This is a genomic window from Myxococcales bacterium (assembly GCA_023898405.1).
GTDB lineage: Bacteria > Myxococcota > UBA727 > UBA727 > JABDBI01.
In genome coordinates this window covers 1716183-1731179 of sequence record CP060221.1, presented here as the reverse complement: position 1 = coordinate 1731179, position 14997 = coordinate 1716183, and the positions used below count along the sequence as shown (strand labels likewise).

General features: G+C 38.1%; 7 protein-coding genes and 1 pseudogene. 4 read left to right on the top strand and 4 right to left on the bottom strand.

Translation table 11 applies throughout. The features are described 5' to 3' along the window. Nucleotides 1-22: 22 nt before the first annotated feature. Nucleotides 23-247, bottom strand: a complete 225-nt coding sequence (locus H6731_07830) for a transposase (GenBank protein ID USN50170.1) — start codon at nucleotides 245-247, stop codon at nucleotides 23-25. Nucleotides 248-386: 139 nt separating this feature from the next. Next, on the bottom strand, nucleotides 387-1304 hold the full coding sequence (locus H6731_07825) for a hypothetical protein (protein ID USN50169.1): 918 nt from the start codon (nucleotides 1302-1304) through the stop codon (nucleotides 387-389). 200 nt (nucleotides 1305-1504) lie between these two features. Here H6731_07825 and H6731_07820 point away from each other — a divergent pair, with 200 nt between their 5' ends. After that, nucleotides 1505-1966: a hypothetical protein gene (locus H6731_07820; protein USN50168.1), complete on the top strand. Its 462-nt coding sequence runs from the start codon at nucleotides 1505-1507 to the stop codon at nucleotides 1964-1966. Between the two features lie 187 nt (nucleotides 1967-2153). On the opposite strand, the gene H6731_07815 is transcribed toward H6731_07820, so the two are convergent. After that, nucleotides 2154-2366 (bottom strand): hypothetical protein, encoded by a 213-nt coding sequence (locus H6731_07815; protein USN50167.1) that lies wholly within the window; start codon nucleotides 2364-2366, stop codon nucleotides 2154-2156. 254 nt (nucleotides 2367-2620) lie between these two features. On the opposite strand from H6731_07815, the pseudogene H6731_07810 reads away from it, so the two are divergent. Together H6731_07810 and H6731_07805 are read left to right on the top strand one after the other, a co-directional pair. After that, a pseudogene (locus H6731_07810) lies at nucleotides 2621-3030 on the top strand (IS481 family transposase). 58 nt (nucleotides 3031-3088) lie between these two features. Beyond that, complete coding sequence (locus H6731_07805; GenBank protein ID USN50166.1) at nucleotides 3089-4723, top strand: acyl-CoA dehydrogenase family protein; 1635 nt, start codon at nucleotides 3089-3091, stop codon at nucleotides 4721-4723. Here H6731_07805 and H6731_07800 read toward each other — a convergent pair. Continuing rightward, nucleotides 4708-5586, bottom strand: a complete 879-nt coding sequence (locus H6731_07800) for a sterol desaturase family protein (GenBank protein USN50165.1) — start codon at nucleotides 5584-5586, stop codon at nucleotides 4708-4710. The two genes, H6731_07805 and H6731_07800, sit on opposite strands and share 16 nt — an antisense overlap. 141 nt (nucleotides 5587-5727) lie before the next feature. On the opposite strand from H6731_07800, the gene H6731_07795 reads away from it, so the two are divergent. Beyond that, complete coding sequence (locus tag H6731_07795) at nucleotides 5728-14997, top strand: amino acid adenylation domain-containing protein (protein ID USN50164.1); 9270 nt, start codon at nucleotides 5728-5730, stop codon at nucleotides 14995-14997.

Here is a 14997-nt window from a genome sequence, read left to right as displayed (position 1 = left end):
AGGCTGTAAAATAAATCAAAATTTAGGCGGTAAGCCACTTTTCCAATCGCTTGATGCACAAGCTTGCATGAGCGATGTAGTTCATTGATTCCTGTTGCCTTGTACTCTTCTCATAGTTACGAACCAGGCGCCGGTTTCTATTCAACCAAGCAAAAGTTCTTTCAACTGCCCAACGAAATATCTGTGGTACAAATCCCTTTTGTCCTTTCAGGCGTTCTGCCGCTTGGGTGCTTACTCCTACATTCAAACTTGAACCTACATTTAGATAGGCATTATCACTTGGCAAGATGAGAAAGTTAAGTGATGCAGAGAGTTTTATAACAAAAAAAGCCAGGTGGCTTGTAATCAGGCAACCAGGCTTTAATTAATGCATTAGTTTTTGCAGATTAGATTGAATTAATCCAATCCCGAATCTTCTCCATTTCCATAAGGTTTAAGTCATCTTGATCTAAAAGCTGTAAGGCAATATCGATTGCTTCATCAACATTGCTTTTATTCTCTTTCAAATCATTAAATTTTTCTAACAATATTTGTGTTTTATTTTTTTCAGTGAGCGGCTGGAAGTTTGAATTATTTTCAATAATGCTGCCATTCATCCAACTTTCAATTTCTATTTTTTGTTCAATGGAAAAGGACTTATTATTTTTAGCTGAATTAATAATGGTTTTAGCTGATTGAACGTTTCTATACTCGATACAGAGCTTAAAATTATTGTAGATTTTTTGCAAAGCAGGATCTAAATTGATGACATTTTTTTTCTCTATAAAATTCAAAAGCCTACTTAATTCATCATCAGGCGATTCATTGTTTGAATTATTATTAATTTTCAATAGATTTTCAGTCAATTTCTTTGCAATTCGCTTTTCAGTGTCTGAAAAATTTGGAGAACGTTCGATCGAATGTGAGAGATTTTCAGCGTAGATTATATTATTAGCCTCAATAGCGGATTTAAGTTTGGAATAGTGTTCACTAAAACAATTTATACCGCCACTTGTATCCCTAACAACCATTACTTCACCTTGCATAGCTATGTTTACACTTGAAACAAGGGCTGAATCCTCTAATTTCTCGTGGGCAATAAGGATAATGGTTTCACTAGGAGATATGTTATAACTATAAAAAAATTGTTCTTTTAAATCTCCAATGGTTGTAGTTGTATTATTCGAACAATTAACTTCCAGAATCTTATGTGCTGGATTTTTGCTAAATTGTTCAAAACCAATAAATTTAAAATTAATCTGGGTTGCATACGCAATACTTGTTGCAAACCAGATCGAACATGTTAAAATTATTATATTTTTCATTTAGTCACCTTGTAATACGCATTAGTGATAGCACAAAACGCTTTTTTGAAAACATCTACCTATACTGTTTTTTGGACCTATTGAAAAACAAGGCTCAAGGCTTTTCTCACGAGACTAGAACTGATCTCCACACTTCATTATTTCATGCTAAATTTCATTAAATATATTAATTATTAGTATACTACACTATGGAGCGAACGATGTATACTAAAATAATACTACTAATTTCAATAATATTTTTATCATATCCGCTATCTTCAAAAACAAAAGTATCTTCCATTGCAAGCCCAACTGAATTAACTGAATTTGACCTAAATATTGACGTTGCAAGTGATAATTTCTTAAGTGCAATTAAAAATCTTTTTAGCTCGATTAAAGATGCTGGAAAAAAAGCGGCCTCTTATATCAAAGGTAAGTTGTCGGGTAAACAATCCTCCGCCATGGATTCCGATGTTGAAAAATATTTTAAAGATCAAGGCATTGATTATGAACAGCTCATCGCAGACTGCAAAGAAAAAATGGAATATTTCACAAGCATAGGAATTGAAATGCGTTACCAGAAGCAACAACTGATTAACAGAATAAATGAAGGAACCTATGACTTTGGTGGAGAAAGTTTGGTATCTCGCATGAAAAACGTTGCGGAATATTGTTACGAATGAGAATAAAGGGGTTTTTGCAGTAGCCCCTATTTAAACAAGCGGATAGTCTATCTAAAGGAAAAAAATTACTTTTAAAGCCACCAATTTTTTGAGAGATTTGCCACACCTGGCCCTCCCTAACATTTGGGCCAAAGCAGCAATTCGTTGTTCAAAAAAGTTAATAGCCTCCGTTTTGCTTAAGCAAAAGCTAATTTAGAATAAAATTGACAGACATTTTGTTATTTTTATTTTCAGCTTTATTTCTGAGCATTTCTGATTCTTTTTTATTTTCCAAAAAATCTTCTTCTGCGTTATTTATTACTCCCTCACTCTTGTTTTGATCATCTATATTATTCTCATCTGCCAGCTGTGACGAATTATCTGCGTTAAAACCAGGAACAACAAAACTTAAATCTACCACACTATAAATATAATATTGAGAAGATATATCGATATTATTACTGCGGTTATTATCCGCATTAATTACATTCTATTCAGTAACCACACCAGAGCATTCTTCAATTATTATGCCACTGCTGACATTATTATTATTGTCGCCATTATTAATCGTACTATTTGGCTTAAAAATCCAGCCATTATTATTATCTGCACGGTAGGGTTTAAAAAAAATTGTTTAGTCCCAGACTGTGATGGACTGTGTTATAGAAGCAAATCATGGAGGGACAGTTTACGGGACAAGTACTTCACGGATGCGCCAGAACAACTCAGGCAGTGCGTCGAGCAATACAACATAGTAAAGAGAGCCTAGGAACGCTAGCGACACTTTATAATCTCAATATTAAAACAATTACTAAATGGAAGAAACGCAAGTTTGTTGCTGATGCTCCTATGGGGCCGAAGAATATTTGTTCGACGGTATTAAGCAAAGAGGAGGAAGCAGCTTGCGTTGCATTTCGAAGACATACTTTGTTGCCGTTGGATGATTGCCTCTACGCCTTGCAGCCGACTGTTCCTCATTTGAGCCGTTCATCATTGCATAGATGTTTTCAACGACATAGCATCAACAGATTGCCAGAAATAGAAAATGAAAAATCCTAAAAAATAAATTCAAAAGTTATCCCATAGTAAAATGAACATTGATCTTCTAGAAGCTCTCGTATACAAATTTTCGGATAGACTCCCATGTTCAGCCAAACTCATTACAAAAACTATGATAATCTCTTTCGCAAGGATGCTTTCTTGCTCGGTCTTACGCGCCGCCTTCTTCCGCAAGAGACCTATCTTTTAGCCGCACCACAACTAGAAAATCTTGGTGATGCCATAGTGAGCCAATTAATGGAGCTGGGGAACCGCGCAGATAAAAATCCCCCTTTTTTAGAAAATTGCGATGTTTTTGGTCATCGCATTGACAAGCTCCATCTTTCCCATGAGTGGCAACGAATAAAAAAATTTGCTCAACAAAATCGTTTGGTGGGTATCGGCTATGATAAGCGCTTTCGTCATGGAAGAAGAATCGTTCAAAGTGCAATGCAACTGATGTTTTCAGCCTATTCATCAAATCTAAGCTGCCCTCTAGCAATGACCGACGGCGCTATCAAAGTTTTAAATGAATATGCTCCCAAGAGCTTGAAGGAACAAGTTTTGCAAGAATTGCTTGGCAAAGAGGAAAGCGCTGCATTTTGTGGGCAGTGGATGACCGAACGTAGTGGTGGATCCGACTTAAAAAAAATTGAGACTCATGCCACCCTGGCACGCAAAGAAAGTGATCAAGAAATTTATCGGCTTTATGGACTCAAATGGTTTTGTTCAGCTATCGATAATGAATACGCCTTGGTCTTAGCGCAAATTCCCAATGAGGGACCTAGTTTATTCTTGCTAAAAGTATGGCAAAACGAACAACTCATGGAAGGCATTAAAATTGAGCGCCTTAAAAATAAACTTGGCACAAAAGCACTCCCAACTGCCGAAGTAAGACTCGAAGGCGCAACAGCCACGCTGATAGGTATTAAAGGAAGAGGAATTTTTTGCGCGTCGGGTATACTCAATATCACTCGTTACTACAATGCCCTCGCATCAGCATCGATCATCAATAGAGCATTTTTTTCTTGTCTGGCCTATGCCAAAATTCGCCATAGCTTTGGAAAAGCAATCATCGACCACCCTTTTCACTTAAAAACACTCGCTCATATTGATGCTCAAAGAACAGGTGCAGTGGCATTATGCTTTGAAATCGCCCGCCTCTTAGGCAGTATAGAGGAAGGTACGAGCAGCGAAAAAGATGGACCATTGCTCAGAGTTCTTATTCCCATCGCAAAAATTATACTTGCCAAATGGGCTATCTATGCAACAAGCGAAGCTATGGAAGCTGTGGGAGGTATTGGCTATCTGGAAGATACAGAATTTCCTCAACTATTGCGCGATGCACAGGTGCTTCCTATATGGGAAGGTACCACCAATATTTTGATCCACGATTTGTTACGTGCTCAACGAAAGGAAGGAGCACTCACTATTTTATTAAAAGAATTATGCGAGCGTGCCAACAACCTGATGATTGACGAAACTGACGCATGCCGGATATTAAAATCTCGACTTCAATTGATCAGTGAAAAGGTTATGAATGCAATTCATAAATCAGAAGATGATAGTTCTCTTTATCTGGAATCATTTGCTAGAAAAGCTGTGTTTACTATAGGAACCTGTACCGCTGCTCTCTTACTTGCTGAATCAAAGCCTTTTATAACTCAGGCTGATTCCTTTGCCTCAACGCGATTTACAACCTTTGTAGAAAATAATTTATGTGGTCATTTTTCTATGTAGTGTCGACGCCAGGGGTTGAGCATTCCTGCAATGATATTATCTGGTGAAGGAAATTTATTTGGATCGACAACACCGATAGCTTTTGGTTTTTTTCCGTTCTTCCAAGTATAACTTCCAAAAAGCAAATCCCACAATGGAACATCAGTGCCATAATGGCCTGCTTCATTTAAATCTTTGCTGTGGTGCAAGCGATGTTGTTCAGGACTTACAACAAAATAATTGAGCCAGCCGAGATAAACACATACGTTAGCATGAGAAAAATAGCCCTGCATTGTATTAAACATTCCAATAATAAAAAGGGCTTCTTCAGAAAATCCTAAGAGCATAAGAGGCAACAATGCCAAAAATCGCCGACCAAGAACATCGAGAAAATGATTGACTCCGTTATTACCAACATTCACTTTTTGTTCAACATGATGAATACCATGCACCCTCCACAACCACGGGTGTATGTGACTCACTCTATGAAAAATATATGATCCCAGGGAACTCATAATCAAAGCCAAAATAATCTCAAGCCATAACGGTAAACTACTTCGCTGAGGTGCACTATAAGCACTGATCCCATGGACAACTATAACCGCCATTCCTCCACCGAGCATAGTTATTATCAAATATACTAAATCGCGCAGCCATTCCTTGATGGTCGGGCGCCAACTCATATCGTAAGGGATAAGGGCTTCCATTATGGCTAAATAAAAAATTGTCCAGACTAAAAAAAATACATTACACATACCAAAATCGATATTTTGCTCGAAGGCTAAGAAAATCATAAAACACATAGATAAGACAAGGAACGGATAGACGAGCATAGATAGAAGAAATAGCATATTACTGCGATTATCTGGTCGTACTTCCATCATGAATTCTCCTATAAAAACTTCCTTCATCTTCAAAATGAAATATTTTTGATTCAATTTATTTGGAACAAATTATTTTTACATCGAGTTCTTTCATTGTCCCCTGCCAGATTATCACCATCAAATAAGATGCTGGGAATAATAATGACTAAAAATCACAACAACTTAAATCGAGAAAAAATTGCAATTATCGGAATGGGTTGCCGATTTCCGGGCAACGCCAACGACTATAATAAATTTTGGCAAAATCTTATTTCGGCCAAAGATTGTATTACTCCTACTCCTTCTGATCGTTACAACGCTTCTTATCACTTCAGTAAAGATAAAGGAAAAATCGGACGTCTTACGGGAGGACGCGGCGGATATATCGATGGATTTGACCAATTTGATCCTACTTTTTTTGGTATAGGCCCAAGAGAAGCAGAAAATATGGATCCTCAGCAACGAAAATTATTAGAGGTTGCCTGGGAAGCCTTAGAGGATGGTGGGCAAAAGCCATTTGAATTGGCTGGCGAAAAAGTGGGTGTGTTTATCGGAGGTTTCACCCTCGACTACAAAATAGTTCAATTTTCCGATTTAAGCTTCAATAGTATTGCAGCTCATACCGCCACCGGAACTATGATGACCTTATTGTCAAACAGAATTTCCTACTGTTTTGATTTCAAAGGCCCAAGCATGTCTGTCGATACAGCCTGCAGTTCTTCATTGGTGAGTATCCATCTTGCTTGTCAGAGTCTTCAAAGAGGAGAAAGTAAACTTGCCCTTGCTGGCGGAGTTCTCCTTCATATGACCCCGCAGTATACCGTTGCTGAATCAAAAGGAGGTTTTTTATCTCCTGAAGGAAAATCATGTACTTTTGATTCCGAAGCTAACGGCTATGTCAGAGCAGAAGGTGTGGGAATTGTTGTACTAAAAAAACTCTCTGATGCAATCAAAGATAAAAATTTAATTCACGGAGTTATCATTGGCTCAGGAGTCAATCAAGACGGACGTACTAACGGAATAACTGTACCAAACCCGGACTCTCAAACAGAGTTAATAAGACATGTCTGCCAAGAAGCAGGAATCATGCCTGGAGATTTACACTATGTGGAAGCACATGGAACATCTACTCCAGTTGGAGACCCACTTGAAGCACAAGCATTGGGACAAGTTCTCATGGAAGGTCGAAAAGAAAATTCAAAATGTTTTATTGGCTCAGTCAAAACCAATATCGGGCATACAGAAGCGGCTGCAGGGGTAGCAGGACTAATCAAAACCGTGCTGAGCATGAAGCATAAAATTATTCCTCCACATATCAATCTTAAAAATCCCAATGAAGCTATCAATCTTTCTGCACAACCATTCTCTATTCCAACAAAACCTACACCCTGGCCATCAACTGGTGGTCCTATGCGAGCTGGAGTCAATTCTTTTGGTTTTGGCGGAACCAATGCACACGTATTGCTGGAAGAAGCTCCTGAAATAATTTCTGAAAAAAAACCAGTGTTCTCTTCCGCCAAAATATTTCCAATGACAGCAAAAGATAATTCATATTTCAAAAATATGCTTCTAGAAATGAGAGATTATCTTTTAAACGAGGATCCTCCGATCGATTCGATGATTAATAGTTTGGCTCGACATCGCCAATCTCTCGATCGCAATCTTTCGTTCGTGTTTAGCTCCAAAGACGATTTACTTTCCTTATTCAATGCTTATCTCGATGGTGAAGCTCACGGAAATATCGTTGAGCACAATAGAATTGACAAAAGCATTCGGAAATTAGTCTGGGTATTTAGCGGTATGGGTCCTCAGTGGTGGGCTATGGGTCGGCATCTTTTTGATAATGAACCTGTTTACCGAGAAGTCATTGAACGCTGTGATAGGGAAATTAAAAAGCATGCTCACTGGTCTTTGATCGAGGAACTAAATGCTGATGAAAACAAATCAAATATGTCTGAAACCTGGCTTGCTCAGCCAGCAAATTTTGCCATGCAAGTTGCCCTTTGCGCCCTTTGGCGCTCTCATGGCATCACTCCAGACGCAATCGTTGGACACAGTACTGGTGAGGCCGCTGCTTTCTATGAAGCTGGGGTTTATAGCTTCGAAGATGCAGTAAAAATTATTATTCACCGCAGCCGCCTGCAACAAAAATTAATAGATACCGGTGTCATGCTGGCCGTAAGTCTAAGTGAAGAAGATGCTTTAGCACGCATAACTCCTTATCAAGAAAAAGTTTCTATCGCTGCTATCAATAGCCCCATGGGCATTACTCTTTCAGGAGAAAAAGAAGCTCTAATTGAAATTGCTCAACAACTTCAGCTCGAGCAAATATTCGCTAAATTCTTAAACGTAAAAGTTCCCTATCACAGTCCAAAAATGGATGTAATCAAAGATGATTTACTCCATAGCCTCGCTGATATCAAAGCCCAAAAAGCTCAGACTCCTTTGTACCTGAGTGGTCGAGAAGGAAAAGCTTTGGGGAGCGAGTTGAATGCTCACTATTGGTGGGACAATGTTCGCCAGCCGGTACGCTTTAGCAAAGCCATTGAAAATTTAGCTAAAGATGGATTTAATTTATTTCTTGAAATAGGACCCCACCCAGTCTTGGGATATTCCATCGAAGAATGTTTTAAAGAACTCAAAGCTTCTTGCACTATACTGGCGAGCTGCCGAAAAAAAGAAGATGAAGTAATTCGATTTAAACGATCTCTTGCAGCACTACACAATCTTGGTTTTTCTATCAACTGGGATAACATCGTTCCACCGAACACGCCGCTCAGACTTCCCTGCTACCCATGGAAAAAAGATCGCTATTGGAATGAAAGTCAAGAAGTTGCTCAAATACGTCTAGGTCACACTGATCATCCATTTCTAGGACGCAGACTTAAAAGCAGTCAACCTAGCTGGGAATTTTTACTGGATATAGAACAGCAAGTTTTTTTAGCTGATCATCGAATTGAAAATAATATCGTTTTTCCTGCTGCAGCTTATATTGAAATGGCATTTCAGGCTATGCATTCCATGAGTGGTCACTATTATGCGAGCATCACGGATATTGAATTTAAGAAAGCTTTGTTTATTCCTGAATCGGAAGTAAAACCTATTCAATTTATTTTCAACGAAGATAATGCACGTTTTAGCATATCAAGTTTAACGCCAACCCAAAAAGAATCTATCATTCATGCCTGTGGTGGCATTCGATCGCATCAGCCAAACTCTTGGCAAAATAAGGTTGACATTCAATCGATCTTTGACAGATGCATTACTCAATTTAACAAAAACCAGTGTTATAAAAAATTAGCTGATATGGGATATCACTATGGCTCTTCCTTTGCTCTTATTGAAGAGGTCGTAGTAGGAGATAAGGAATCATTAGCAAAAATTTCTCTAAACTTTAATCTAAAAAATGATTCAACAGACTATCACTTTCATCCAGCTTTGCTTGATGCATGTTTCCAAACTCTTCTTACATCAGAGATGAGTGTTACCAAAAAGCAAAAAGAAGGCATCAGGCTTCCTCTTACTATAAAAGAAATAAATGCCTTAAAGATTACCCAAGATTCTATTTGGGCTCATGCCACTATTTCATCAAGAAACAGCGACGAAATTATCGGTGATATTTCTATCTTTAACACAGAAGGAAAACTATTAGCTCAAATAAAAGAATTCAAAGCAGCCAATACCGATAAAGTTCAGACAAAAGTTCAAATATCAACCATAGATAATTGGCTCACAGAGATTAAATGGCTTGAAAACCCACTTGAGCTATCAGCAACACATCATGATGATTCAAGCTGGATAATTTTTTCTGACTCATCTTCTTTATCAAAAACTTTGTGCGCTCACCTAAAAGATAGCAATAAAAACTACCTTAACGTCGCCTTAGCCGATACATTTAGTTTTAATCAGCAAAACAATTCTGCAACTATCAATTTTAATTGCCAGCAAAGCCTCAATAATTTTTTTAAACTGCTCGCAAATTTTCCCAATAAAAAATTTATCTATCTATGTCCGCTTGATGCACCAGAATTTTCATCGTGCCGTCAAGATGATTTAAATTCAAAACAAAATTTTGCTCCTTATCCGTTGATAAGTCTTTGCCAAGAAATTCTTAAAGATAAGAATCCCTCTCAACTAATTGTGCTAACAAAAGCCACACAAAAAATTGTTTCTCCAGATAAACCTCAACCTATTGCTGCATCTTTATGGGGAATATGCCGAGTTCTTTGGCAGCAAGAGATGTCTCAGCATAAAGGAAAAATTATTGATATCGATCCTCTCGAAACCAAGCATGAAGTCATCGCTAAACTCATCATCAATGAGGCAAGCTCATTCGATGAAACTGAAGTTGCTTACCGAAATGGTGTTCGTTATGTCAATCGCCTAGAGCAAGCTCAGCACCTTACTCCTCCGCTTCCTTTAAACCTTAGAGCGGATGGAAGTTATTTGATCACAGGTGCTTTTGGGGCCCTAGGAAAGCTTATATGTCGCACCTTAATAAAACGCGGTGCACGACGATTAATTCTCATGAATCGCTCCATAATTCCCAAAAGAAAAGACTGGTTATGTTGCACCGATAAACGCGCGCTTGAGTCCATTAAATTTATTCGTGAGTTAGAAAACTTGGGAGCACATATAAGCTATGCATCGGTAGATGTCAGAGATAAAAAATCTTTAAGAGAATGGCATGAAAATTATAAAAAACTTTTTCTCCCTCCTATTCGAGGCATCTTTCATCTCGCGGGCGTTGTAAATGACACTCTCATATCAAACATGAGCCAAGATATTTTCGATTCTGCATATGATGTAAAAGTTTTTGGTTCAGCCAACCTTCATAAGGTTTTTATCGATGAGCCCATTGATCATTTCATTTTGTTTGCTTCCATAGCCTCACTTCTTACAACATCAGGACAGAGTAATTATGCAGCGGGCAATGCTTTTCTCGATTGCTTAGCTCATCATAGAAGAAGCATAGGACTCCCTGCTTTATCGATCGATTGGGGACCTTGGGCTGTCGGAATGATAGAAGAATTGGGACTTATCGATCACTATCGGAATAGCCGAGGAATGAGCTCTCTATCTCCCGAAGCTGGAATGGAGGTTTTAGAAAGAATTATATCTCAAGACAAGTCTCAAATTTGTGTAGCAACAATTATAGATTGGCCGTTATTTTTGAACTGGTATCCCCAAATTCCATGTCTGATAGGAGACATTGCTGCTGAACAAAAAAACCAAAATACTGATGAATCGGAAAATTTTATTGATCGATTTAGCTCTTTATCAGCTAAAGAGCGTTTAAAAGAACTTCAAGACTATTTCATTCATATCGTCTCAAATGTGCTTCGTATAAAAGTTAGTCAAGTTAACGTAGAGCAAAATCTAAATGAGCTCGGACTTGACTCTCTTCTTGCCATAGAACTTAGAGCGCGATTACAACGAGAACTTAAAGTTGCTCCTCCTGTAGTAAAACTTCTTAGTTCTACCAACATAAAAGAAATATGCCTTGAGCTTTATCAACAAATGGAAGAACTGCTTAACTCTCAATTTTTACAGACCACGGAGGCTATCGAAGTCTTCACAGATACCAAGGAATACCCACTCACCCACAATCAAACAGCGCTTTGGTTTCTCAAACATCTACACCCAGATGGCTTTGCTTATAATATCGGTGGTGCAGTTGAAATAAAAACTCAACTTAAACCTGAGATAATGTTTGAAGCTGTTCGAAAATTAATAAAAAGACATCCAAGTCTCAGAGCTAATTTTGTGCAAAAAAATGGGCGTGCTGTACAGTGCATATCTGATCAAATAAAAGAAGATATTAAGCTTATCAACGTAGAAAATTATTCTTGGAATGAAATTTATCAAATGATCATTGCTGAATATCGCAAACCCTACGATTTAGCATGCGATCCTTTGATGCGTTTCAGATTATTTAAGCTTGGCGAAGATCGGTGGGTAATGATGAAAGCCGTTCATCATATTATCTCCGATGCAATCTCCACCTTTACTTTCATTGAAGAACTCCTCGAGCTCTATGAAACAATGAAAAAAGGCCAGCAACTTGAGCTAGCTCCACTCAAAACAAGCTATTTGGATTTTCTCAATTGGCAAAACAAATTATTAGCCAGTCCACAAGCAAAAAAAATGCTTGATTATTGGCTATCGCATCTTCCTGAAGAAATTCCTAATTTAAATTTACCGGCAGATAAACTACGACCTATAGTTCTTAGCCACAATGGCTCTTCACATTTTTTTGTTCTTGATAAAGAGCTTAGTCAAAAAATACATAAGTTTGCACAACAACAAGGTGTAACAATATTTATGGTATTGCTGAGTGCCTACTACACTCTTTTGCATCGCTATAGCGGTCAGGATCAGATTATCGTTGGAAGCCCAGTGCTTGGAAGAACCGAAGAAGAATTCGCATCGGTCTATGGCTATTTTGTAAACCCTCTCCCTCTTTACGCTGATCTATCCAACAATCCATCGACAATTGAATTAATTCAACAAGTACAAAATACCGTCTTAAATGGACTAGATAACCAAGAATATCCTTTCGTAAAGTTAGTAGATAAGCTGGAACTAAAACACGATCCAAGCCGATCGCGCGTATTTCAAGCTATGTTCATTCTTTTAGTTCACCGAGTCGCTACCACAAAATATGGCTATCGATTGCGCTATATCGAACTTCCAGAAGAAGAAGGGCAATTTGATTTAACCATGTCAGCGTACGAAGACGAATCAGAAGGACGTTTCCATTGTGTTTTCAAATATAACAGCGATTTATTTTTTGCCTCAACCGTTGAGCGCATGGCAAAACATTTTGTAAACCTGCTCTCTTCCATGCTCAATGATCCCAAACAATCCATCTCACAGATAGAATTGCTCGATAAAAATGAAAAACGCATCATGCTCGAAGAGTGGAGCGGAGAAAAAAATCTAATTCCTCCCACTCAATCGATCATTGAAATGATCGATTATCATGCAAAAAATTCTCCTTTCACTCAGGCGTTGATAATGCCGCAGGAAAACGGGCAAGAGCTCAGCATGAATTATCAAGAGCTCTATGAAAAATCCAACCTCATTGCTGCACGATTACAAGAAATGGGAGTTGGATGTGGCTCGGTTCTAGCTCTATGTCTCTATAAATCTTTGGACTTAATTCCAATAATTTTAGGCGTACTTAAAACAGGTGCAGCTTATGTCCCTCTGGATCCACAATACCCTTCACAACGTCTAGCTTACATGCTTAATGATGTAGGCGCTCACATGGCTCTTGTTGATAATCAAGCTCTTGATAACATCAATGATTGGAACAAAAATATTATCGATATTCGCACACAAAATTGGCAGGGCGAATGTAAGAATATAACATTGATGCCATCTACAATTAGGCTCGATGATACTGCCTATATTATTTACACCTCTGGCTCGACCGGGCGCCCCAAAGCTGTAGCGATCAGTCATAGAAATTTATCTGCCATTTATAATGGTTGGAAAGATTATTACCGCTTAGAAAACGAAACCTACTGCCATGCCCAGCTTGCCAATTTTTCTTTTGATGTTTTTGCCGGAGATTATACACGTGCCTTATGCTCTGGAAAAACCTTGCTTCTTGTTGAAAAAAATATTTTGCTCAATACAGCATTGCTCTATAGCACTCTCAAGGAAAAACAGGTTGACTGTGTTGAGTTTGTTCCCGCTATTGTTCGCAGTCTCATGCGATATTGTTTTGCCTATAATAAAAACCTTGATTTCATCAAAATTTTAATTGTTGGTTCTGATGCTTGGACAATTGGTGAAATGAAACAACTTAAAATTTTGTGCCATCCTCACTGCCGTATTATCAACAGCTATGGACTCACAGAAGCAACAATTGACAGCAGCTGCTTTGAAGGTGATATCCAGCACATGAATGATTCTGCCATGGTACCCATTGGCAAAGCATTCAAGAATAGTTCGCTTTACATCCTTGATAAAAATTTCCAAGCGACAGCTATTTTGGTTATCGGAGAGTTGTGGATCGGCGGACTTGGCCTAAGCATCGGATATGTTAAAAATCAAAAACTGACTGAACAACGTTTTAAATCTATAAGCATAGAAGGTTGTGTTCATAGACTTTATCGAACAGGTGATCTTGCTTACTGGGATAGTTTTGGCAACGTGCACCTGGTTGGGCGCTTAGACAAACAAATTAAAGTAAGAGGCTATCGCATAGAAATAGGCGAGATAGAAAATACGCTTAAAGCACAAAATGAAATCGCTGATGCAATAGTTTCGCTCCATCAATCAAGCAATGGTGAATCACACTTATGTGCCTACGTAGCACCCAAAAATAATCAATCGATTGACAGGGAAAATATTAGAGCACGTCTTTGTAAAACACTACCAGTTTACATGCTGCCACAATGGATAGAAGTCATAGAAAAAATTCCTCTCTTGCCCAATCAAAAAATTGATATGAATGCTCTTCCCTCTGTGACATTAGCAAATCAAACAAAAGTTATAGAACTTCCGCAAAACTATTATGAAACAAAGATGGTCAACCATTGGCAGCGCTTACTCGATGTTCAAGTTATTGGGCTTAATGATGATTTCTTTGAAGTTGGCGGAAGCTCAATCAAATTGATCGAACTCGTCTATAACCTGCAATCCGAATTCAATATAACTATAGCCGTAAGCCAGCTTTTTAAATTATCTACGCTCTATGGCATGGCACAAACACTTGAAAATATTATCATCGGAAAAGAAGCAGGAGGAAAATCCTATGTTGCTTTCAATGATGATCAAGAAAAATTACTTTTTTGTTTTCCTCCAGCGGGAGGTCATGGACTTGTCTATCAACGACTTGCCGAGCAACTTTTTGATTACCACTTTATCTCATTTAACTATTTATCCGATACTAATAAAATCGATATGTACGCCGATCTGATTGAATCAATCGATCCCAAAGGACCTTACAATTTATTTGGCTACTCGTTGGGAGGAAATCTAGCCTTCTTAGTTGCAAGAGAGCTTGAGAGCCGTGGAAATCGGATCAACAAACTTATCATGATGGATTCATATCGCATTTCAGAAACATTTGATTTTAACAATGAACACCTTGCCGAGTTTGAAAAAGAACTTTCATCTCACTTACTAAAACATACAGGTTCTCAGATTGTGGCAAAAGAAACTTTAGAGCAAGCTCGTAGTTACATAAAATTTTGCAGCCAAACTCTCAACATCGGAAAACTTCAATGTGAGCTCGATGTTATTTCTGATGAAAATAAATTAAATTTGTACGCTCCTTCACAAAAAGGTTCCTGGTATTCAAGCTCTTCTATAACAACCGTTCATAAAGGCTTTGGCCCACATGCAGATATGTTGGATGACAAGTTTGTGAAAAAAAATGCTCGACTTACACGAACAATAATCGAGAGGGCCTAG